This window comes from bacterium (assembly GCA_035308905.1).
Classification (GTDB): domain Bacteria; phylum Sysuimicrobiota; class Sysuimicrobiia; order Sysuimicrobiales; family Segetimicrobiaceae; genus DASSJF01.
In genome coordinates this window covers 90,548-112,610 of record DATGFS010000032.1, presented here as the reverse complement: position 1 = coordinate 112,610, position 22,063 = coordinate 90,548, and the positions used below count along the sequence as shown (strand labels likewise).

Genomic DNA, 22,063 nt, shown 5'->3' with positions numbered 1-22,063 from the left:
TTGCGCTGCTTCTGCTCGCCGGACTGGCGATGTGGGCAACTGGCCACCTGATCATTCAGTAAAACGATAAGGCGGTCTAACCACAAAGGCCCGCGGCGCCGCAAGGCGTCGCGGGCCTCATATTTGTCACGTGGCGCGCCTGGCAATCGCGTCTTCCACCGTGTCGAACAGCGGGAGCGCGGCGCCGAGTCCGGCGACGTCGATCAGGCGGCGGATCGTTGAGCCGGCCGGCGCGACGATCGCGAGCCGGCAGCGCGAGGCGGCGAGCCGCTGCTGCGCGCGGAGCAGCGCCCGCACGCCCTGACTGTCAAAGTACGAGACGCCCTCCAAGGTGACGACGATGAGGCCCTGCGCGGTCGCTGCGACGCGCTCCAGCGCTTCCAGGAATCGGGCGGCGTTGGAAAGATCCAGATCGCCGGTCGGCGCCACGACGGGCGCGCCGTCTTCAACCCGCACCTCGATCTGCGCGCCGCCGAGCGTCTCCGCCGACGGCTGGCGAGGACCGTCCTCGTGCACCTCGATGAGGGGCGCGGGGAGGAACTCCGCGGGGTCGGGCGGCGCCGCGGCCGCCGGCTCTTCCGGCGGCGCTGCGACGGCCGGGGGCCGGGCAGCGGCAGGAGCGGACGGCCCGGGAGGGGCATAGGCGGTGGCCGCGCTCATGACGGCATGGGCCGGTTGCAGCCGCACCGTCAGCCGCACGATCGTGCCGTGCTCGCCGGTGACGACGTGGACGCCGTCGGTCAGCGCGCGCATTAGATTGAAGCCGCGGCCGCCGGGGTTGTCCGGCCGATCGGGGCGCCACCGGCCCGTGTCTTCTACTTCGACCCGCAGCACCGAGTCGTCGCGGTAGGCGCGCAGCTTGACCGTCCCCGAGGCGGCGCCGTAGGCGTGCTCGACGACGTTGTTGACGGCCTCGCCCACGGCGACGTTGAGGTCAAACGCGCGGCGCCGGTCCAACCCGACGCCGGCGGAAAGCTGCGCCACCGCCTGCCGCACGAGCCGCAGGCTTGAGGGTTCGGCCGGCAGCGTCACCTCGAGGCGATCGAGGGGGCCCGGGGCGAGCGCCACCGCGACGATCGCGATGTCGTCGCGGGCCTGCGTGCCGGAGAGCATCCGATCGAGGATCCGGTGCGCGGGGTCCGGCGACGCGTCCCCCTGTTCCGTCTGAATCGCGGTGAGGAGCGCGGCGTGGCCGGCCGCGGCGTCCCGGTCGAATTCGATCAGGCCGTCGGTGTAGAGAACGAGCAGCGCGCCGGGCGTCAGCTGGACGGTCCAGGTCGGCAGGGCCCCGGCGTCCAGGAATCCGAGCGGCAGGCCGCCCGAGGTGAGCGTCACGACCTGCCCGCCGTCGGCGACGATCGGCGCCGGATGCCCCGCCACGGCATACGTGAACGTCATCGCCAGCGGATCGTACATGCCGGCGATCGCCGTCGTCATTCCTTCCTGCCGGTTCAGGGCGAGCACGTGATTGGCCAGCGACAGGACCTTGGCCGGCTCGTGGCCCTCCAGGGCGGCCGTCCGAATCGCCTGGCGGACCTGCCCCATGACCACCGCGGCCTGGAGACCGTGGCCGACGACGTCCCCGATCGCGACGCACAGCCGGCCGTCGCCCAGGCGGAAGACGTCGTACCAGTCGCCCCCGACGTCCGACGCGCGGGTCGCCGCCATGTACGCGGCGTCCACCCGGATGCCCGGGACCTGGGGCACGTCCGCGGGAAGCAGCGCGCGCTGCAGCGTGGTGGCGACCTGATGCTCCCGCGCGTACAAGCGCGCCCGTTCGACGGCCTGTGCGCACTGCCGGCCGAGGGTGAGCATGAACTCGAGTTCCTCAGGCGTGAACCGGCGCTCGTCGGCGAAGTTCATGTACATCGCCCCGATCGCACGGCCGTGCAGCATCAGCGGCACCGCCGCCCGCGCGCCCCGGCGAACCGGGTCTGCCGGCGGCTCGGCCTCGTGATACTGCGTCCGAAACTCCTCCCACGACGGAAACCACACGACCCGCTCGCGGCGCATCGCCTCGACGAGCGGCAGGATGCGTTCTGGCTCCCGCCACCAGCGGTCCGCGAGCTCCACCGAATATCCCCGCGCGGCCACGAGCGTCAGCCGTTCGCTGCCGTCGCCCGCGAGGCACAGGGCGGCGGCGCCCGCGCCGAGCTCATCGGCGACCTGCCGCAGCGTAATGTCGCCGACCTGCTCGGGCGTGAGCGCTTCCGAGAGCGCGGCCGTAAAGGACTGCAGCCGGCCGATCCGGCCGGCGACCTGTTCGGCCGTGCGCCGCGACGCCGCTTCGGTTTCGTGCAGGCGCGCGTTGTCGACGGCCAGCGCCGCGCGGTGCGCGATCTGCTCGGCGAAGGCGAGATCGTCGGGACCGTACCGCAGGCCCGATTCCGCGGTGATCAGGCTCATCGCGCCGATGATGCGGCCGCGGGCGGTCAGCGGCACGGCGATGGAGGATCGCAGCCCCAGCCCCCGCAGGGTCGCGAGAGTGTCGGGATCCGTCACCGACCGCACCAGCAGTTCGTCGGGAATCTCCGCGAGCAGCTCCGCCCTGCCGGTCTCGATCACCCGCCGCCGCCCTTCCCGGACGCGCGGATCCGTGGCGGTCGCGTCCTGCAGATGGCGGGCGAGCGCCACCTTGGCCGGATCCCGGTGCACCACCGTAACGGTCTGCAGCTCGCCCGCGTCGTCGACGACGTCGATCGAGCACCAGTCCGCGAGGCGGGAGACGAGCAGCGCCGCCAGGCCTTGGAGCAGACTCTCGACCGAGAGGAAGGAAGCGAAGAGGTCCCCGGCCTCGATCAAGAACTGCTGCTGCCGGTCGGTCCGCTTGCGCTCGGAGATGTCGCGGGCGATCGTGGAGGCGCCGGCGACCTGGCCGGCGTCGTCGAGGACGGGCGAGATCGTCAGCGCCACATCGATCGGCGTGCCGTCCTTCTTCATTCGAACGGTCTCGTAGCGCTCGATCCGCCCGCCAGCCGCCAGGCGCCGCATGATCGCCGGAATCTCGTCCACGTGGCCCGGCGCCGCCAGCATCGCGACGGGCCGGCCGATCGCGTCGGCGGGCGAATAGCCGTACATCCGCTCCGCGCCCTTGTTCCAGGTCAGGATCACGGCATCGAGTGACTTGGCGTAGATCGCGTCGTCGGAGGATTCGACGATCGCCGCGAGGTCTCGCGAGGCCTGGCTCCGGCGCCGCAGGCGCACCATCGCCTCGCTGAGCCCGAAGGTGCTGGCCGCGAACGTGACCCCGAACACAATGAGCCCGGTGTCGACCAAGGCCGCGCGGGCCGGTCCGAGAAGGATAAACCATGCGCCGAGGAGGCTGACGAGGGTGCTGAGCAGCCCCGGCCCGCGGCCGCCCAGGAACGCAAGGACCGCGACCATGGGCAGATAGAGAAAGGTAAACGCCCGGGACGGATACCACTGGTGCAGCGCGATCACCAGCGCGCTCGTCCCCAACGAGACGAGCAGCGCTGCGCTCATCGCCCGAAGATCGGAGACGCCTCCCCGCCGCGCCGCGGCCGGGCGCGGCGACGGCTCAATCGCCCGAGACATTCCGTCGCGTTGTCATATCCTACAGCCCCGATGGGGATGATAGCCGGTCCCGCACGGTTCGCCCCGGCGCGAGAGCCCCCCTGCCCTGACGGACCGCCGCGGGCGGCGCGCTCCTGGCGGCACCTCACCCGCCCACGGCCTGAGTTTGTCGGCTGCCGGCGCGCTGAGGCCGGCCACCTTCCGGGGTAAGTTCAACATATAGCGCAACAGCACGCCGCCTGAGGCGGCGGGGAGGCCTCCGATGGCCAAGCGGAACGCAGCACCCAAGACGGAGCGCACGCCGCGCCCGATGCCGGACGACGCGCCGCCCGCGAAGCAGTTCGCCGACGAGATGGTGTTCGACCCGAGGTTTGAGGGCCGGCGGTGGAAAGATGTCGAGGCCGAGTTGCGGGCCGAGTATCCTGGATGGTTGACGCGGCACGTGCCGGACGGCGGCGGCGACGCCTCATGGGAGCGGGTGAAGGATGCCGTGCGCGCGGCGTGGGACGCCGCGCTGGATGTCGAGCGCGTGGAAGTCGATCCCTGGACGGGACAGTGGGACGAGCGCGCGCCCGCATACCGCAGCATGTGGGAACGCCGCTTCGGTGCTTCGGGAGCCCGATGGGAAGACCACGAAGTCGGCTACCGGTATGCCGACACGATGGCGATGGACCCGCGCTACATCGGCCGGCCGTGGGACGACGTGGCGCCGGGCCTAGAGGCGACCTTCCCGACGTGGGCCGCCTCGCACGGATACCGGATCGTGGAAGGCGAAAACATGTGGGAGCGCCTCCGGGAGACGATCAAGCACGGCTGGGACCATCTGAAACACCGGCGTTCGGCGTAGCCGCTCGGAGGCGCCGCCTCGTCGCCGCTGATCGCGCCGGCGGGACGCTCGGGGCGCCCCGAGCGTCCCGCCGGGTTGTTCACCCGATACCGTATCAAACCTCCACCCGATATTCCCGCGGATCACACCGGAGTTAGTCTTAAGAACAATTAGGGGCCCCGGGGACAACACCGTCCACTCGAGGCGACGGGAGGGAACGCTCTGTGTTTCGACATGCATCGTGGGCTCGCGCCGTCTTTGTCATCGCGCTTCTTGCGCTGCCGTATGCCGGACTGTCCGACGGACCGGCCGTCCAGGCCGCTCCCGACGGCGAGGACGTCGGGCTCAGGGGTAACGTTCTGATCGCCGACGCGGACAACAACCGCGTCCTCGAAGTCACCCCCGACAAGCGCATCGTATGGGAGTTCCCCCGCCCCGGCGACCTTGCCCCCGGCCAGACCTTCGTCGACCCCGACGACGCGTTCTACACCCCGGGTGGCCGCACGATCATCACCAACCAGGAAGACAACCACATGATCGCCATCATCGACTATGCGACGCACAAGATCGTCTGGGAGTACGGCCACGCCGGCCATCCCGGCAGCGCCCCCGGCTATCTCAACACGCCGGACGATGCCTACCAGCTGCCGGACGGCCGCGTGGTCGTCGCCGATATCAAGAACTGCCGGGTCCTGCTCTTCGATCCCCCGCCCGCCCGCCACGTGCAGCGCCAGTTCGGCAAGACGGGACGCTGCGACGCCGGGGAGGGGCACCTCATGTCCCCGAACGGCGACACGCCGCTGCCCAATGGGCATCTTTTGGTGACGGAGATCGGACGGCGCAGCGCGTCGGAGCTCGACCTGGCGACCGGCCGGATCGTCCACCGCATCCCGCTGCCGGTCGCCTACGCGTCGGACACGCAGCTGACCCGCGCCGGCGAGTATCTCACGGTCGACTACGTCCACCCCGGACGGGTGGTGGTCGCTTCACGCACCGGGAAACTGTTGTGGTCATACGGGCCGAAGTCGGGCCCGGGCATGCTGAACCATCCCTCGCTGGCGATCGAGCTGCCGAACGGCAACTTTCTCCTGAACGACGACGACAACAACCGCGTCATCGTCCTGAGCCGGCGGACCAAGCGGATTCTGTGGCAGTACGGCGTGACGGGCGTGGCCGGCCGGACACCCGGCTACCTCAAGGACCCGGACGGCGTCGACCTCAAGCCGGCGGCGTTCGGCCGGTAATGCCGCGGGCGTCGTTGGTCCGGCATGTGCTGTTGGCCGCGGCCAACGATCCCCGCCTGGCGGCGGCGGCGCGCCGCTACGGCCGCCGGACCGGCGTGAGGCGCTTCGTCGCGGGAGAGTCGTTGGACGAGTGCGTGCCGGTTGTGCGCCGGCTCAACGCGCACGGGCTGCTCGCGAACACGACCGTGCTCGGCGAAGGCGTGACGGACGCGGCCGTCGCGGAGTCGATCGTCCGGCAGTACGTCGCCGTCCTCGACCGCATCGACGGCGAGCAGCTGCAGGCCAACATCGCGGTCAAGCTCACGAACCTGGGGCTCGATTTCGGCGAAGACGTCGCGTATCGTAACGCCGCGCGCCTCGTCGAGCACGCGGCGCGGCGCGGCAACTTCGTGCGCATCGACATGGAAGAATCGCCGCGCGTCGACGCCACGCTGCGGACCTACCGCCGGCTGCGGGAGGCGGGCTGCGGGCGGGTAGGCGTCGCGCTGCAGGCGTACCTCTACCGCAGCGAGCGCGATCTGGCCGATCTGCTGCCCCTCACGCCCAACGTGCGCATCGTCAAAGGGGCCTACCTGGAACCCGCGGACGTCGCCTACCCGCGCAAGGCCGACGTCGATCGCAGCTACGTGCGCCTCGTCGAACGAGCCCTTCTCGCCGGCGCCTACACGGCGGTCGCGACGCACGACGACCGGATCATCCGGCACGTCGCGGACTTTGCGGCGCGGGAAGAAATCCCCGCCGCGGCGTTCGAGTTCCAGATGCTGCTCGGCGTGCGCCCGCAGCTGCAGATCGACCTGGCGGGGCAGGGCTACCGCGTCCGGGTGGCGGCGCCGCACGGCCCCGAATGGTATCCCTATCTCATGCGGCGGCTGGCCGAACGGCCCGCGAATGTCCTTTTCGTCGTGCGGAATCTCCTGCGCCCATAGCTCGCGGATGCGGCGCGGGGGCCCGGTGACGCGCCGCCGAAGACAGCGCACCGTCGAGAACCCCACGACTCGGCGGAGGCCCCCATGACGTCTGAGAATACACGCCCGCACAACGCGAGCCGGCTCGCACCGCCCGATCCATCGATCCTGACCGAGCCGGTGCGCCGCCTCTTAGAGGACGAAACGCGGCGATTCGGCGCCCCGCTGAATACGACCGCGGTCTGGGCCCACCACCCGGCGCTGCTCGCGGCCTATAAAACGTGGAGCAAGGCGATGAGCGAAGCGGTGCTGATCCCGGCCGGCCTCAAGTATCTCGTCTACGTTCGGGTGGCGTCGCTCAACGGCTGTCCCTTCTGAGTGGACATCAACACCGCCTCGGGACAGGCGGCCGGCATCGACGAGGAGAAGTTCGCGCGCCTCGCGGAGTACGCGACGAGCCCGCTGTTCACGCCGCTCGAGCGAAAAGTCCTCGCCTATGCGGACGGGATGACCATTTCCGGACACGACACGGGCGACGCGTTGTTCGCGGATCTGCGCACCCATTTTTCCTCGGAGCAGATGGTGGAGCTGACCGCGCACGTCGCTTTCGAGAATTTCCGCAGCCGGTTCAACCACGCGTTTCGGATCGAAGCGCAGGGTTTCTGCAGGCTGCCCCGGTAGCCGGGGCGAAGAACGCTCATCCGAGGTGAGTCACCGATGCGACGTGTCGCAGCAGCCGCACTCCTCCTGGCGCTGACGGCGGGGCTCCCCGCCGCCGGCCGGGGACGACCGGTGGTCGTCGGCGCGGTGTACCCGGTCGAGGGCCCGCAGGCCGCGCCGGGCGCCGGCGTCGACGAGTATCACGGGCTGCTCCTGGCCGCCGATTACGTGAACGGGCGCGGCGGCGTGGGCGGACGCCCGGTCGAGGTGCGTCTCGCGTCCGCGCCGTCGTCCGATTCGGCGCCCGCGGCCGTCGAGCAATTGGCGGAGAGCGGTGTGACCGCGATCGCCGGCACCTACGGCAGCGTCATCGCGCGGCCGGCCGCGGAGACCGCGGCGCACCTCGGAGTCGTCTACTGGGAAACCGGCGCCGTGGGCGAGATCCCCGCGGAGGCGGGACCCGGACGGTACTTCTTCCGCGTCGCCCCGAGCGGCGGCGTCCTCGGGCGCGAAGCGGTCGCCTTCGTGCGCGACCAACTTGCTCCCCGGCTCCGGCGGCCGGGCCCGCTCCGCTACACGGTCGTCTACGTGGACGACGCGTTCGGCCGCTCGGAGGCACAGGGTGAGATCGCGGAGATCCGGCGGTCCGGCCTCCCGCTCGCGGCGAGCGTGCCGTTCAATCCGTGGCGGGCAAACTACGCCGCCCTCACCGCGCGCATCGCCGCCTCGCGCACGGACGTGCTGATCGTCGGCGCCTACATGGAGAACGCGGTGGCGCTGCGCCAGGCGATTCTGCGCGCCCACGTGCCGCTCGCGGTCAACATCGGCGGCTGCTCCGCCTACATCATGCCGGAGTTCGGCCGGCGCCTCGGAGCGGGCGCGGTCGGCGTGTTCTCCGCGGACAAGACCGGGGATCTGCTGCCCACGCGCGCGCTGACCCCGGACGCGGCGCGGGCGCTGCTCTGGGCGCAGCGTGAGTTCCAACGGCGGTACGGACACCCCCTCTGGGAGCCGGCGCTCTCCGGATTCACCGGGGGGATCGCCCTCTTCGGGGACGTCCTCCCGCGCGCCCGCGACTTCAGCGCGGCCGGAATCGCGGACGCCGCGCGCCGCTCGGCGCTGCCCGACGGGGCCCTGCCGAATGGCGCCGGGCTCGCCTTCGGCGCGCCGGGGACCGCCGGCGCCGGCGAGAACCTCCGCGCCGCGAGCGTGATCTGGGAGTGGATCGCGCCGAACACGCGGGCGCTCGTGTGGCCGCCGAAGTTCGCCACGCACGCGGTGGTGCTGCCGTGAGCGCGGTCTCGCAGTCCAGCCTGGTCGAGTACAACCGGCAGATCGCCCGGTGGACGCGCCTCTCCGGCAGCGTCGAGGAGCGGAACGCCGCGGACTACGCGGCGGAGCAGCTCCGCGCCGCCGGCTACGAGACCCGCATCGTGACGCACGACGCATACATCAGCCTGCCGGGAGCGGCCTCGCTCGCGGTCACGCATCCGGCGCCGCGCGACGTGTTCTGCATCACCCATTCGATGGGCCGGTCCACGCAAGCGGCGGGGGTCGCCGCGGATCTCGTCGATGTCGGAAAGGGCCGGCCCGAAGACTACGCGCGGGCGGGCTTTAGTTACATGGTTGCCCGCGGCGGGTCCGCCGGCACCGCGGGCAAGATCGCGCTCGTGGACGACCTGGCCACACCGGAGCAGGCGGTGCTGGGCTCGCGCCTCGGCGTCGCGGGCCTCGTCTTCGTCAGCGGCCGGCACGCGCACGAGATGTGCGTCTCGCCGGTGTGGGGCAACCCGGCGCCGAGCACCGCCGGCACGCTGCCGGCGATCCCGATGGTATCGGTCCACCAGGCGGACGGCCAGGCGCTGCGCCGTCTCTGCGCCGAGGGGCGCACCGCCGTGCGCTTCGCGGCCGAGGTGCGGACGGGATGGACGTCCACCCCGATCGTGCTCGCCGACCTCGACGCGGGCCACGCGGCGGCGGAGCCGGAGATGTTCGTGCTGTTCTCGGGACACCTCGACGGCTGGCACCTCGGCGCGATGGACAACGGCAGCGCGAACGCGACGACGCTCGAAGTCGCCCGCGTGCTGGCGGAACGGCGCGCCGCGTGGCGCCGCGGCCTGCGCGCGGCGATGTGGTCCGGCCATTCGCACGGCCGGTACTCGTCCTCCGCCTGGTACGCGGACAATCACTGGTCCGACCTCGCCGAACACTGCGTCGCGCACGTCAACATCGATTCCGTCGGAGGCGCCGGCGCGGACCGCTTCGTCACCAACTCGATGCCGCAGACGTCTGCGCTCGGCGCGTGGGCGGTGCGGGAGGTCGCCGGCGCCGCGCTTGCGCCGAAGCGGGTCGGACGCGATTCCGACCAGTCGTTCCTCGGCATCGGGATCCCGTCGCTCTTCGGCTCGCTGTCGCATCAGGAGGACGGGAGCCTCGGCTGGTGGTGGCACACGCCGCACGACACGCTCGACAAGATCGATCCGGAGCGGCTCGTCCGCGACGCGAGGATCTTCGAGCTGGCCCTCGACCGCCTGCTGACCGATCCGATCCTGCCGCTCGACTACGCCGCGGCGGCCGCGGATTTGAACAGGCAGCTGCGGGCGATCGCTCGCGAGGCGGGACCGTCGTTCGATCTCGCGCCGGCGGTCTCGGCCGCGGGACGCCTCGAGGAGTTATGCGGCCGGCTCGCCCAGGCGGCCGCGCAGGCGACCCCGTCGTCCGGAGCCGCCCCCGCGGCCAAACGGGCCCGTGTGATCAACGAGTGCTACCGGCTGCTCGGGCGGACGCTGATTCCGGCGACGTACACGGTCGCCGGCCGGTACGCGCACGATCCCGCGCTCGACAACGAGTTCCTGCCGCGGCTCGCCGGCGCCCGCCGTCTCGCCGCGCTGCCGCCGGACGGCGAGGAAGCGAAGTTCCTGCGCGTCGACCTCGTCCGCGGCCGCAACGCGGTGCTCGACGCGGTGCAGACGGCCTGCCGGATCGTGGAAGACTGCCTGGGATCCGTCTCCTAGCGCGCTGACGCAGGCGCGCGATCACGTGTCCACCGGGACGCAGCCGGGCATCAACGCGTCCCGCGTTCCACCACCTCCCGCGCCTGCTCGAGCGCCCAGGCGAGGCGGTTCTGCCCGCGGGTCAGGTGCGCGCGCAGGATCCCTTCCTGCGCCGCGTTCCCGGCCGTCCGCGACGCGCCGAGGGCGGGCGCGAGATCGGGCAGCGGCGGCACGTTGACCGCCGGGTCGTGCCAGAACGCCGGCACCCGGCTGTAGTTGGCGGGAATGAGCAGACGGCCGAGGCGGCGCTGCGCGGCGTTGAACCGCCGCACCGCGGCCGTCTTGGGGGTGCCCCGCGCCGGGGCCTTGCCGTAAAACGATTCGAGCCCGGCCTGAAGGGCCTCGAGCGCCGCGCGCGCGGGGCCGAAGTCGAATTGCCCGCCGGCCGCCCGTTGATACTGCTCGAGCGTGTCGCGAAATTCGGCCGCGGTCCGCGTCCAGTCGAACGGATGTACCGGCGCCTGGAGCACGCGCAGCACCGACGCGGCGTAGACGCGCATGTCGCGGAGCAGGTTGTCCTTGTCCGCGATCTCCATGAGGTCGTCCTCGGTGTGCCACGCGATGTTGCCGCCGCAGCCGCCGACCGCGTAGTAGTGCTTCGCCGCCCGGTCCTCTTCCGACATAGTCGAGCTGAGCATGTAGAACGAGGACAGTCCGATGTCGTTGAACGAGTAGTCGCCGGCGCGCGGCGGCCGCTCCGGCTGGGGCGTGATCCCGGCCGTCGAGCGGATCGCCGCCTCGACGAGCGGCACCGTCTCGCTCATCGCGGTCAGGTGGTTGAAGGTCGTCGCCCAGCGGCAGCCCGGCGAGTCGCAGTTGACCTGCGCGACGCCGTGACGGGCGAGGTCCAGGGCGTGCGCGTCGCTGTACCAGGTCGAGCCGGCGTAGCGGCCGTGGGAGTGGCCGGACCACCACGCGATCCGCAGCGTGCGCGCGAGACGGCGGCGGTGCCGCCAGAAGACGCGGGCGAGTTCGAGCATCGTCGCGTCACCCGTGGCGTTGTCGCCGACGCCGTAGTGCCAGCCGTCGAGGTGCCCGTGCAGCAGCACGAACTCGTCCGGCGCCTGACGTCCCGGGATCTCCGCGACCAGCACCGGAATCCTCCGCCACCCGGTGTCGAGCTGGGTGGCGACGGACGCGCGGGCCTCCTGCTGCGCGGCGCGGACCAGCGCCGTTCCGTCGGGATGGTTGACCGCGACGACCGGAATCGACGGCTGCCGCGGCGCCGAGTCGAGGTCCGGCGTGCCCCAGATCGTCGTGCAGATGCCCTCGTGGATGTTCTGGCCGGGGTTGATGAAGATGCCGGCCAGCGCCCCGGCCGCCATCAGGTCCTTGACCTTGCCGGGCGACGCCATGCCCTCGGTGAGAACGATCTTGCCCGCGACGCGCGTCCCGCCGAACTCGACGCCGGTCGAGAAGACGTCGTAGGCGCTCTCGCCGCCGGTCCCGCGCACGTAGACGAGCTCGCCCGTCACGTCCTGCCCGCCGGTGGAGACCGACATCGCGGGGGTCTTGGCCCGGTAGGCGGCGCCGTTGCAGCGCACGGTCGAGGGCCCGGGGATGGAGATGAAGCACATCGGCTCGTGCAGCTGATGCGGCACGCCCCATTTCTCGAGGTGGCGCGTCAGGATCTCGAACGCCCGGCGCTCCTCCGGCGATCCGGAGAGCCGCACGAGCTTCGAGAAGTCCTCGACCACCCGCCACGGCACCTTCAGCGAGACGCCGTCCAGCACGCGCCCCTCCAGCGCCGGGTCGCTCCACCCCGTGATCTCCGCCGTACCACTCATGCCGCCCGCCCCCTTTCCTACACGTCGCTCTCGCGATACCGCGGGTCGAGCGCGTCCCGCAGCGCGTCGCCGAGAAAATTGTACGCCAGCACGGTGACGAGAATCAGCAAGCCCGGATAGACCGGGAGCAGCGGATTCTCCCACACGTACGCCTGCGCGTTGCTGAGCATGTTGCCCCAGCTCGCCTGCGGCGCCTGGATGCCGAGCCCGAGGTAGCTGAGCGCCGACTCCAGGAGGATCGCGTTCGCCACGCCGAACGTCGCCGCGACGATGATCGACGGCGCGGCCTGCGGCACGATGTGCCGGACCAGGATCCGGACGGAGCGCGCGCCGAGCGCCCGCGCCGCGAGCACGAAGTCGAGCCCGCGGTACCGCAGCACGTCGCCGCGGACGATCCGGGCCACGACCATCCAGCTCGTGACGCCGATCGCGGCGAGGATGTTGCGGAAAGTCGAGCCGAAGACTGCGACGACGATCAGCACCAGGAAGAAGTAGGGGATCGCCATCATGCCGTCCGTAAACCGCATCAGCACCCCGTCGGCCCAGCCGCCGAGGTAGCCGCCGACGCTGCCGACGCACGCCCCGATCACGACGGCGATGACCATCGCGATCAGCCCGACCGTCATCGTCGTCCGCGCGCCGGCGATCACCCGCGCGAGCACGTCCCGGCCGTTCTCGTCGGTGCCGAGCCAGTGCGCCGGCGAGGGGCGCGCGTTGGCGTTCATGATGTCGACGGCGTTCGGCGGGTACGGGGTGATCGCGGGGCCGCCCGCGGCGACAGCGTACATGAGCAGCAGGAACGCCGCGGACGCGACCGCCGTCCCGTTGCCCCTGAAGCGCCGCCACGCGATCCGGCGAGGGGGGCGCGGCTCCGGCCGGTCCGCCACGGCGCCGCGCGCGAGGGATGGCGCCGCCATCACTACCCCAGCCGGATGCGCGGATCGGCGTAGCCGTACGCGAGGTCGGTCAGAAGGCTGCTTCCCACCGCGAACACCGCGACGGCCAGCGTCGCACCGAGCACCACCGGGTAGTCGCGCGTCGCGGCCGACTGCACCGCGAGCTGCCCCATGCCGGGCCACGAGAACACCGTCTCCGTGATCGCCGTCGCGCTCACCGCCCGCGGCAGGTACACGCCGACGATCGTGATCACGGGGATGAGCGCGTTGCGCAGCGCGTGGCGGAACAGCACGGTTGCGGCGGGCATGCCCTTCGCGTGCGCGGTCCGGACGTAGTCCTCGCCCAGCGCCCCGATCATCGCCGAGCGCGTGTAGCGCGTGACCTCGGCGAGGTTGGCGATCGTCAGCACGAACACCGGCATCGCCAGGTGCCGCAGCCGGTCGGCAACGGAGAACCCGGCGCCGATCTGATACATGCCGCCGGCCGGGAGGGCCTTGAGCTGCACGGAGAAAACGACGATCAGGACGATGCCGAGCCAGAAGACCGGCGTGGAGATGCCGAGGAAGCTCACGCCGGCGATCGCCCGGTCGATCGCCGTGTTGCGGTGGGTCGCGCTGAGCACGCCGAGCGGGATCGCAAGCGCGATCGCGAGACCGAGCGCCAGTCCGGTCAGCAGCAGCGTGTTCGGCAGGCGCGTGCCGACGAGGCGCAGCACGGGCTCCACCGTGTTGTAGCTGCGCCCGAAGTCGCCCCGCGCCGCCGCGCGCAGCCAGCGCAGGTACTGCACCGGCAGCGGGTCGTCGAGCCCGAGGTTGGCGCGGAACCGCGCGATCTGGTCCCGGCCGAGGTCGGGATTCTGTAACATGGCCGGCCCGCCGGGCGCGGTGTGGATCAGCACGAAGGTGACGACGCTCACGATCCACAGCAGCACGGCGGCCTGCGCCAGCCGGCGCAGCACGTATCCGGCCATCAAACGGCTTAGGCGCTCAGGAGCGGACCCACACTTTGGTCATCCACGTCAGCGCGTCGCGATACCCGATGAGGGGCAGGCCCTGGGTCCGCGTGCTCATCGCCTGCAGCTCCGGCGGATAGTACAGGTAGATCACCGGCACGTCCTTGGCGATCGCGGCCTGGATGTCGTGGTACATCGCGATCCGCTTCTTTTCGTCGGGCTCGGTGCGCGCCGCGATCAGCATCTTGTCCAGCGCCGAATTGTTGTACGACCACCAGTTGTTGGACGACTGGCTGTAGTAGTGGTCGTACAGGTCGGCGTTCGGCGGCGTGATCCACCACTCCATCAGCAGGTCGTACGCGCGGTCGTGGTACTTCTGGAGGTGGACGGGCCAGTCCACGATATCCAGCGTGACGTCGGCGCCCAGCTTCTGATACTGCTGCTGCGCGTACGTGATCACCTGTTCCATCACCGGATAGCCCTTCGGCCCGTTGAAGAGCAGGGTGAACTTCTCGCCCTTCGCGTTGGCCAGCACGCCGTCCGGGCCCTTCTTCCAGCCGGCCTCGGCCATCAGTCCCTGCGCTTTTTCGAGGCTGTAGGGATATGCCTCGACCTTGGCGTTGTAGTAGGGGCCGAGCAGCGGGTTGATCGGGCCCGTGGCCACGCGGCCGTCGCCCTTCAGGATGTTCTTCACGATCGCCTGCTTGTCGATCGCGTACGAGAGGGCCTGGCGGACGCGCGCATCGGCGAACTTCGGCTGCTGGTGGTTGATCGCGAAGAAATAGTAGTTGACCTGAGGGGCCCGCCGGACCTGGAGGTTCGGCACGCCCTGCACCGCGGCGAGCTGCGGCGGATCGATCACCGTGAAGTCGATGTCGCCGGACTTGAGCTGCGCGAGCCGCGCGTTGCCGTCCGGGATCACCTTGAAGACGATGCCGTCGAGGAGCGGCGCCCCGCCGTAGTAGTCCTTGTTCGCCTCCACCTCGAGATGGCTGTCCTGCGCGAACGCCTTGAACTTGAACGGCCCGCTGCCGATCGGATGCTGGATGAACGCCACCGGCTGGTTGAGATCCTGCCCCTCCAGCAGATGCTTCGGAACGATCGCGATGTTGTAGCCGAGCATCACCGGCAGCGACGCGTACGGCGCCTTGAGCGTCATCCGCACGGTCGCGGGGTCGACGGCCGTGACCTGAGAGATCGCGGAGACCACGCCGGCCATGCCGGCGTTCACCTTGGGGTTGAGCTGCGCGTCGATCGAGAACTTCACGTCGTCCGCGGTGACGGGCCGGCCGTCGTGCCACTTGGCGCCCTTCCGCAGCCGGAACGTGAACTCGGTGAGGGTGGCGTTGGCGCTCCACGACTCGGCGAGGTCCGGCACGACCACGATCGCGCCGCCCCGCAGCTCGTACTTGACGAGCGTGCTGAACAACGTCTTGTCGACGAGAATGTCGACGAGTTTGCCGGGAATCGTGATTGGGTACGCCGTCGGATTCCCCGGAATGGCCATCCGCCAGACCCCGCCGCGCGCGGCCGCCGCGGCCGCGGGGAACGGGTCGAACGCGCCGGCGAGACCGCTTCCCACGCCCGCGAGGGCGGCCAGGCGGAGCAGCTCCCGGCGGCCGACGCGCATCGCGGTGTGCCGTCGATCCTCGGACCTGTCGCTTGCCTTCATGGACGGACCTCCTGAGGAACGGCCGGTAAGAACAGGGATGAGCAGATTCGGTACGCGCCGCCCGCCTCCCTTCGCGCCGCACAGAGGACTTGGCGGCCTCCCATCCGAACCCCCCGGCACGCATCCTCGTTACAAGACCGTCACCGCCGTTCGGCGAACCACGAGAAACGCACAAGGAGGCAGAACGCATGAGGCAATCCGGCTCGCGGTCTGTACTAACCCGCCGAAAACTCTTGCAGGCCGGGCTCGGCGCCGCCGCCGTCGGCACGGGCGCCGCGGGCGTCCAGGACCTGCTCCGGCCCGCTCGCGCCGCCGCGGCCGGCGTGGGACCCCAGACCCTGGTCGTCGCTCAGGACACGTCCGTGCAGACGTTCGATCCGCAGATCGTGTATGACAATACCGTTCGCATCACGCGCGGCGTCTATGAGAGCCTGGTAACGCTGAAGGGCGGGACGGCCCAGGTCGTACCCAGGCTCGCGACGTCGTGGCAGAGCACGCCCGACGCGAAGCACTGGACCTTCAAGCTCCGGTCCGGAGTCAAGTTCCACGACGGCACCCCGTTCACGTCGGCCGCGGTCAAAAGCACGGTCGAGCGGCTCATCAAGATCAACCGCGGCATGGGCTACGCGTACAAAGGCACGGTGGATACGATCGACACGCCGGATCCGCTGACGGTCCGGTTCAACCTGACCGGTCCGGACGCCGCGTTTCTCGCGAAGCTCGCGGCGGTGTCGGGCGCCCTCATGGTCAGCCCTACCGCGGTCGGCGGCCACGCCTCCGGCACGGACATGGGCCAGGGCTGGTTCGCCGCGAACGAAGCCGGCACGGGCCCGTACCGGATCGCGAGCTACGACAAAGGCGCCGGCCAGGTGGTGCTGTCGGCGTTCCCCGACTACTGGGGCGGATGGTCGGGCAACCACGTCAGGACGGTCATCTTCAAGATCACGCCCGAAGCGTCGACTCAGCGGCTGATGCTCGAGCGGAGCGACGCGGACATCCTCACGGTTGTGGCGCCCGACATCATCGACGCGCTCGCCAAGGAATCCGGCATCAAGGTGGCCTCGTTCCCGACGCAGCGCATCTTCTACATCGCGATGCACTGCCAGCGCGCGCCGCTCAACGACGTGAAGGTCCGGCAGGCGCTCTCCTACGCGTTCGACTATGAGAGCGCGAAGAGCCTGATCTTCAACGGGAACCTGGCGCCGCTGTACGGGCCGCTCCCGCAGAGCGACCCCTCGCATCTCTCGCCGTCCGACAAGCCGTACAAGTTCGACATGGCGAAGGCCAAACAGCTGCTGAGCGAGTCGAGCCATCCGAACGGCGGCTTTACGCTGAGCCTGTTCCTCTTCCAGGGCGATCCGACGTTCCAGAAGGCGGCGGAGATTCTCCAGAACCAGCTCAAAACCCTCAACATCAACGTGACCATCCAGTCGATGACGTCGTCGGTGCTGCTGGACAAGGCCGGGAAGCCGGAGACGGCGCCCGACCTGCTGCCGGTGCGGAACTATCCCGACTACGCCGACCCGTCCGCGATGCTCGACGCCACCTTCGGCCGCGACGGATGGGGCACCGCGGGATGGAACTTCAGCTTCTACGCCAACGACAAGGTCGAATCGCTGATGAAGCAGGCCAACCAGATCACGGACCAGGGCAAGCGCAACGCCCTGTTCCGCGACGCGCAGAAGATCGTCGTCCAGGAGGCCGCGGCGGTCTTCATCGGCACCCTCATCAACCGCGTGCCGATGCGGGCCAACGTCGAAGGCTACAGCTACAACCCGTGGCTCGGCAACACGTTCGACGTGTACGGGATCTCGAAGACGTAGACCGTTCGCCGTAGTCCCCCCGGAGGGGGAGTGGCCGCCTACGCGCTGAGAAGGCTCGCCCTGATCCCGCCCTTGCTGATCGGGGTGAGCCTTCTCCTTTTCGTGCTGACGCATCTGATCCCGGCCGATCCCGCCAAGCTGATCGCCGGCGAGCACGCGGGCCCCGACCAGGTGGCGGCCGTGCGCCACGCGTTCGGATTGGACCGGCCGCTGCCCGAGCAGTACCTGGTCTACGTCGGCAAACTCGCCCGCGGCAATCTCGGCGTCTCGATGTTGACCAACGCGCCGGTGCTGGGCGATCTGCTGCAGTATTTCCCGGCCACAATCGAGCTCACCGCGGCCGCGATGCTCCTCACCGTGGTGCTCGGCGTGCCGCTCGGCATCCTCTCCGCGGTCCGCGCCGGCAGCCCGATCGATCTCGCCGCGCAGGTGCTCAGTGTGAGCGGCCTGTCGTTTCCGATCTTCTTCTTCGGCATCCTGCTGCAGCTCATTTTCGTGCGAAGCCTCGGCTGGTTTCCGCTCTCCGGGCGGCTCGCCATCACCGCGATGCCTCCACCGCACGTCACCGGCCTGTACGTGGTCGACAGCCTGCTGGCCGGCAACCTCGGTGACTTTGGGAGCGCGGTGAGCCATCTCGTGCTGCCGAGCCTGACGCTCGCCCTCACCTCACTCGCCCCGACGGTTCGCATCACCCGCTCCACGATGCTCGAGGCGCTGTCGCAGGACTACATCCGGACCGCCTGGGCGAAGGGCCTCGTGTCGTCGCGCGTGTTCGTCCACCACGGCCTGCGCAACGCGCTGATCCCGGTCGTGACCGTGCTCGGGCTGTACACGAGCGGCCTGCTCGGCGGCGTCTTCCTGGTCGAGTTGATCTTCAACTGGCCGGGCGTCGGCCTCTACAGCGTCAACGCGATCACGGCGTTCGACTACTCCGCGATCATGGGCACGTCGCTGCTGCTGACCCTCACCTTCGTCCTGGTCAACCTCGGCGTCGACCTCTTGTATGCTGTCATCGACCCGCGTATCCGCTACTAGCCGGGCGCCGCGCCGCGGCACGAGCTACCTGCAGCGCTCGTTCCGGCTGCTCGCCCGCATCCCCTCGGCGTGGATCGGCATCGCGATCGTGGGGCTGCTGGTGGTCGTCGCGCTCGCCGGCCCGGCCGCCGCGCCGTACGATCCGTTTCACATCTCCGCCGCCGACAAGCTGCGACCGCCGTCGCCGGTCCACTGGCTCGGCACGGACGACCTCGGCCGCGACCTGCTGAGCCGCGTGCTCACGGGCGCCCGCATCTCGCTCTTGGTCGGGGTGGTCGTGCTCGTTCTGGCGATGGTGCTCGGCGTCGGGCTCGGCCTGATCGCCGGCTACTGGGGCGGGTGGATGGACGAAGTGATCATGCGCACGACCGACGTCTTTCTCGCGTTCCCGCGCCTCGTGCTGGCGATCGCCATCGCGGCCACGCTCGGTCCGGGCCTGTCGAACAGCGTGGTCGCGATCGCGCTCTCGTGGTGGCCCTGGTACACGCGGCTCGTCCGCGGCCAGCTCCTCTCGCTGCGGGAGCAGGAGTACGTCCTCGCCGCGGTCTCACTCGGGGCGGGGCGGCCGCGCATCTTACTGATGCACCTGCTGCCGAACGTCGGCACCACGGTCGTGATCCAGGCGTCGATCGACATCGGGTTCGCCATCCTGGCGAGCGCGAGCCTCAGCTTCATCGGGCTGGGTGCCCAGCCGCCCACGCCGGAGTGGGGCGCGATCATCGCCCAGGCCCGCAGCTACATGGTCGACGCGTGGTGGTACCCGACGTTTCCGGGGCTGGCGATCTTCCTCGCGGTGCTCGGCTTCAACCTCCTCGGGAACGCGGTCCGGGACGCCTTCGACCCGCGGCTGCGGTCTGTGACGTAGCGGCCGCTCCGTCGAAGATCGCGGCGAGCGTGTCGAGCAAAAGACGCGCCGCCGTCCGCGACGTGACCTCCGCCCAATCATACGGGGGCGACACCTCCACCAGGTCCAGGCCCACGACGCGGCAGCGCGCCGCGATCGCGCGCACGGCGTCGCGCATCTCAGGGAACGTGAGCCCGCCGGGTTCCGGGGTGCCGGTGCCCGGGGCGGCGGCGATGTCGAGCCCATCGATGTCGAGCGTGAGGTAGCAGCGCGCGCCCGCCGGCACCGCGGCCGCCGCGACGCGCGGTCCGCCCCGACGCAGCTCGGACGCGCTCACCGTGCGGATGCCGTACCGCCGGCCGGCGTCCAGCGTATCGGTGTACTTCTGGAGGCTCCTGAGGCCGATCTGGGACACCCCCGTGACGAACGGCAGCTCCGAGGCGCGGCGCGTCACGTTCCCGTGGCCGAAGCGCACCCCGTGGCGTTCGTCGTTGAAGTCCTGGTGGCTGTCGAACTGCACGATGTGCAGCGGCCCGCGGCCGGCGAAGGCGCGGATCGCGGGATAGGTGACCGCGTGGTCCCCGCCGACCAGGACCGGCAGGCTGCCCGCCTCGAGCACGGCGCGGACGCCCGCCGTGATGCGGTCGAGGTTGACGTGGAGGTCGGTCGGTGTGATCCGGACGTCGCCCCAGTCGGCCATTGAAACGCCGCGGAGGATCCAGCGCCCGGCGTCGAGATCGTACCACCCTTCCGCGGCAGGTGTGTCGGGGCCGGCCGCCGCGGCGCCGTCTGAGCCCGCGCGCGCGTCCGCGTCGCGCGCGTACTGCCACCACGCCGACGCCGCGCGCACCGCGTCCGGCCCGAAGCGGGCGCCCGGCCGCAGCGTCGTGCCGAGGTCAAACGGCGCGCCGAGAAAGGCGACGTCGGTGCGCGGGCCCGCGCCGTCCCGCGGCGGGCAGCCGAAGAAGGTGTGGGGCCGCACGCGCAGTCCCCGGTCCGTCGCGGGAACCGGCGCCGGGACGGCGCGGTTCGACGGCCGCGCGTTCTTTCGCCGCACGGCCTACGCCACCAGCTTCAGGCGCGGGTCGAGCGCGTCGCGCAGCCCGTCGCCGAGAAGATTGAAGCCCATCACGGTGAGAAAGATCGCGAGCCCCGGGAAGAACGGAATCCACGGCGCCACCATGAGGTACTCGCGGCCGCGGGTCAGCATGACGCCCCAGTCGGCCGCCGGCGGCTGCACCCCGATGCCGAGAAAGCTCAACCCGGAAATGGTGAGAATGCTCGCGCCGACCGTCAGGCTGGAGTACACCAGCAGGGGACTGACGACGTTCGGCAAGATGTGCCGGGCGCCGATGCGGAACATCGTTGCCCCCGTGGCCCGCGCCGCGTCGACGAACTCGAGGTGCCGCAGGCTCAGCACCATGCCGTGAATCAGCCGGCCGTAGGTCGGCGCACGCGTCACGCCGATCACGAGGATGATGTTGACGAGACTCGGCCCGGCGGCGGCGACCAGCCCGATCGCCAGCACGAGGCTCGGGAATGCAAGCAGCACGTCGATCACCCGCATCAGCACCTGCTCCACCATCCCGCCGTTGAGTCCGGCCGTGAGTCCCAGCGTCACGCCGAGGCCGAGGGCCAGCGCCGTCGCCGGCAGCGCCACGCCGATCACCACCCGCGCGCCGTAGAAGATCCGGGTCAGGACGTCGCGCCCAAACTCGTCCGTCCCCAGTAGATGGTGCCACGACGGCGGCTGGTATTGAAGCACCAGATCCATCGCGTCGGGCCTCCAGCGCGACAGCACCGGCGCGGCGGCCGCGACCGCGAAGAGCAGGCCGACGAGCACGAGGCCGGCCACGCCCGGGCGGTTCTTTCGAAACCGCTCCCAAAACTCACGCATAGCGAAGGCGTGGGTCGAGCCACATGTAGCACATGTCGACCACCATGTTGATCAGCACAAACGACGCCGCGAACGCCAGCGTGACCCCCTGTACCACCGGGAAGTCGCGCCCGGAGATCGCCTGCACCGCCAGACGGCCCATCCCGGGCCACACGAACACCGTCTCGGTCAGCACCGAGCCGCCGAGAAGGTAGCCGAGTTGCAGGCCCGTGTTCGCGACGATCAGGATCATCGCGTTCTTCAAGGAATGGTGGTAGATGACGCGCGCTTCGCTGAGCCCTTTCGCGCGCGCCGACCGCACGTAATCCATCCCAAGCACCTCGACCATCCGGTCGCGCACCAGCCGTGTCGTGAACGCGAGCTGCGTCACCGCGAGCGACACGGCCGGCAGCACGATGTGGGCCCAGCCGGCAGCCGTCCACAAGGGGCCGCCCCGCCCCGTGATGGGAAGCCACTTCAGGACCACGCCGAAGAGATACGCGAGCAGGATGCCGAGCCAGAACACCGGCACGGCCGCGCCGAGCAGCGAGACCGTCGTGCACGCCGCGTCCCACACCGAGCGGACGCGGAATGCCGCGACGACGCCCAGCGGGATCCCGGCCGCCAGCGAGAGGGCGAGCGACACCGCGGCGAGCTCGAGCGTCGCCGGGAAACGCGCCAGCACCAGCGAGGTAACGGTGTCGTCGAACCGCAGCGAGGTGCCCATGTCGCCGTGCAGCAGACCCAGCAGATAGTAGCCGAACTGGACGAGCAGCGGGCGGTTCAGTCCCAGCTTGGTCCGCAGCTCCTGCACCGCGCGCTCGGAGACGTCGGCGCCGGCCATCACCCGCACCGGATCCCCCGGCACGAGATGCAGCAGCAGAAACACCAGAAACGCGACGCCGAGCACCGTGGGGATCAGGAACGCGATGCGCCGCGCGACGAACTGAGCCAC

Annotated in this window: 18 protein-coding genes; 10 read left to right on the top strand and 8 right to left on the bottom strand. The window is 70.5% G+C overall.

What is annotated here, in order from left to right; all coding sequences use genetic code 11:
• Positions 1 to 126: 126 nt before the first annotated feature.
• Positions 127 to 3,555 carry an anti-sigma factor antagonist gene (locus tag VKT83_10555; protein HLY22895.1) on the bottom strand — a complete coding sequence of 1,143 codons (3,429 nt, stop codon included), beginning with the start codon at positions 3,553 to 3,555 and terminating at the stop codon, positions 127 to 129.
• Between the two features lie 241 nt (positions 3,556 to 3,796).
• Between VKT83_10555 and VKT83_10550 the strand changes: the two genes are divergently transcribed.
• From VKT83_10550 to VKT83_10520, 7 genes are all read left to right on the top strand, one after another.
• Entirely contained in the window at positions 3,797 to 4,381 is a 585-nt protein-coding gene (locus VKT83_10550) for a hypothetical protein (GenBank protein ID HLY22894.1), read from the top strand.
• Positions 4,382 to 4,584: 203 nt separating this feature from the next.
• Complete coding sequence (locus VKT83_10545) at positions 4,585 to 5,604, top strand: PQQ-binding-like beta-propeller repeat protein (protein HLY22893.1); 1,020 nt, start codon at positions 4,585 to 4,587, stop codon at positions 5,602 to 5,604.
• Positions 5,604 to 6,530, top strand: a complete 927-nt coding sequence (locus VKT83_10540) for a proline dehydrogenase family protein (protein ID HLY22892.1) — start codon at positions 5,604 to 5,606, stop codon at positions 6,528 to 6,530. The genes VKT83_10545 and VKT83_10540 overlap by 1 nt, the downstream gene beginning before the upstream one ends.
• 84 nt (positions 6,531 to 6,614) lie before the next feature.
• Positions 6,615 to 6,887, top strand: coding sequence for a hypothetical protein (locus tag VKT83_10535; protein HLY22891.1), 273 nt, complete (start codon positions 6,615 to 6,617; stop codon positions 6,885 to 6,887).
• Entirely contained in the window at positions 6,888 to 7,190 is a 303-nt protein-coding gene (locus VKT83_10530; protein HLY22890.1) for a hypothetical protein, read from the top strand.
• Positions 7,191 to 7,226: 36 nt separating this feature from the next.
• Complete coding sequence (locus VKT83_10525; protein ID HLY22889.1) at positions 7,227 to 8,462, top strand: ABC transporter substrate-binding protein; 1,236 nt, start codon at positions 7,227 to 7,229, stop codon at positions 8,460 to 8,462.
• Positions 8,459 to 10,183 carry a M28 family peptidase gene (locus VKT83_10520; GenBank protein ID HLY22888.1) on the top strand — a complete coding sequence of 575 codons (1,725 nt, stop codon included), beginning with the start codon at positions 8,459 to 8,461 and terminating at the stop codon, positions 10,181 to 10,183. Before VKT83_10525 ends, VKT83_10520 begins: the two co-directional genes overlap by 4 nt.
• Before the next feature lie 50 nt (positions 10,184 to 10,233).
• Here the strand turns inward: VKT83_10520 and VKT83_10515 are convergent, their stop codons facing one another.
• The 4 genes from VKT83_10515 to VKT83_10500 are packed head-to-tail and all read right to left on the bottom strand — an operon-like array spanning position 10,234 to position 15,530.
• Positions 10,234 to 12,009 (bottom strand): M28 family peptidase, encoded by a 1,776-nt coding sequence (locus VKT83_10515; protein ID HLY22887.1) that lies wholly within the window; start codon positions 12,007 to 12,009, stop codon positions 10,234 to 10,236.
• A 17-nt stretch (positions 12,010 to 12,026) separates the two neighbouring features.
• Entirely contained in the window at positions 12,027 to 12,926 is a 900-nt protein-coding gene (locus tag VKT83_10510) for an ABC transporter permease (GenBank protein HLY22886.1), read from the bottom strand.
• A 2-nt stretch (positions 12,927 to 12,928) separates the two neighbouring features.
• Positions 12,929 to 13,876: an ABC transporter permease gene (locus VKT83_10505; GenBank protein HLY22885.1), complete on the bottom strand. Its 948-nt coding sequence runs from the start codon at positions 13,874 to 13,876 to the stop codon at positions 12,929 to 12,931.
• A 16-nt stretch (positions 13,877 to 13,892) separates the two neighbouring features.
• A complete protein-coding gene (locus tag VKT83_10500) occupies positions 13,893 to 15,530 on the bottom strand; it encodes an ABC transporter substrate-binding protein (protein HLY22884.1) in 1,638 nt (545 codons plus the stop codon).
• Between the two features lie 188 nt (positions 15,531 to 15,718).
• Here VKT83_10500 and VKT83_10495 point away from each other — a divergent pair, with 188 nt between their 5' ends.
• The 3 genes from VKT83_10495 to nikC are packed head-to-tail and all read left to right on the top strand — an operon-like array spanning position 15,719 to position 19,253.
• Complete coding sequence (locus VKT83_10495) at positions 15,719 to 17,353, top strand: ABC transporter substrate-binding protein (GenBank protein HLY22883.1); 1,635 nt, start codon at positions 15,719 to 15,721, stop codon at positions 17,351 to 17,353.
• Positions 17,354 to 17,383: 30 nt separating this feature from the next.
• Positions 17,384 to 18,388, top strand: coding sequence for an ABC transporter permease (locus VKT83_10490; GenBank protein HLY22882.1), 1,005 nt, complete (start codon positions 17,384 to 17,386; stop codon positions 18,386 to 18,388).
• Positions 18,357 to 19,253 carry a nickel transporter permease gene (gene nikC, locus VKT83_10485; protein HLY22881.1) on the top strand — a complete coding sequence of 299 codons (897 nt, stop codon included), beginning with the start codon at positions 18,357 to 18,359 and terminating at the stop codon, positions 19,251 to 19,253. The genes VKT83_10490 and nikC overlap by 32 nt, the downstream gene beginning before the upstream one ends.
• Here nikC and VKT83_10480 read toward each other — a convergent pair.
• The 3 genes from VKT83_10480 to VKT83_10470 are packed head-to-tail and all read right to left on the bottom strand — an operon-like array spanning position 19,192 to position 22,063.
• Positions 19,192 to 20,289, bottom strand: a complete 1,098-nt coding sequence (locus VKT83_10480) for an arginase family protein (protein HLY22880.1) — start codon at positions 20,287 to 20,289, stop codon at positions 19,192 to 19,194. The two genes, nikC and VKT83_10480, sit on opposite strands and share 62 nt — an antisense overlap.
• 3 nt (positions 20,290 to 20,292) lie before the next feature.
• A complete protein-coding gene (locus VKT83_10475) occupies positions 20,293 to 21,129 on the bottom strand; it encodes an ABC transporter permease (GenBank protein HLY22879.1) in 837 nt (278 codons plus the stop codon).
• The gene (locus tag VKT83_10470; GenBank protein HLY22878.1) at positions 21,122 to 22,063 is read right to left on the bottom strand and encodes an ABC transporter permease; all 942 of its coding nucleotides are present in this window, start codon (positions 22,061 to 22,063) and stop codon (positions 21,122 to 21,124) included. The genes VKT83_10475 and VKT83_10470 overlap by 8 nt, the downstream gene beginning before the upstream one ends.

Coding starts and splice junctions, on each gene's coding strand:
- VKT83_10555 (HLY22895.1), bottom strand. CDS start 3,555: ATGTCTCGGGCGATTGAGCCGTCGCCGCGCCCGGCCGCGGCGCGGCGG.
- VKT83_10550 (HLY22894.1), top strand. CDS start 3,797: ATGGCCAAGCGGAACGCAGCACCCAAGACGGAGCGCACGCCGCGCCCG.
- VKT83_10540 (HLY22892.1), top strand. CDS start 5,604: ATGCCGCGGGCGTCGTTGGTCCGGCATGTGCTGTTGGCCGCGGCCAAC.
- VKT83_10535 (HLY22891.1), top strand. CDS start 6,615: ATGACGTCTGAGAATACACGCCCGCACAACGCGAGCCGGCTCGCACCG.
- VKT83_10525 (HLY22889.1), top strand. CDS start 7,227: ATGCGACGTGTCGCAGCAGCCGCACTCCTCCTGGCGCTGACGGCGGGG.
- VKT83_10515 (HLY22887.1), bottom strand. CDS start 12,009: ATGAGTGGTACGGCGGAGATCACGGGGTGGAGCGACCCGGCGCTGGAG.
- VKT83_10510 (HLY22886.1), bottom strand. CDS start 12,926: ATGGCGGCGCCATCCCTCGCGCGCGGCGCCGTGGCGGACCGGCCGGAG.
- VKT83_10505 (HLY22885.1), bottom strand. CDS start 13,876: ATGGCCGGATACGTGCTGCGCCGGCTGGCGCAGGCCGCCGTGCTGCTG.
- VKT83_10500 (HLY22884.1), bottom strand. CDS start 15,530: ATGAAGGCAAGCGACAGGTCCGAGGATCGACGGCACACCGCGATGCGC.
- VKT83_10495 (HLY22883.1), top strand. CDS start 15,719: ATGAGGCAATCCGGCTCGCGGTCTGTACTAACCCGCCGAAAACTCTTG.
- nikC (HLY22881.1), top strand. CDS start 18,357: ATGCTGTCATCGACCCGCGTATCCGCTACTAGCCGGGCGCCGCGCCGC.
- VKT83_10475 (HLY22879.1), bottom strand. CDS start 21,129: ATGCGTGAGTTTTGGGAGCGGTTTCGAAAGAACCGCCCGGGCGTGGCC.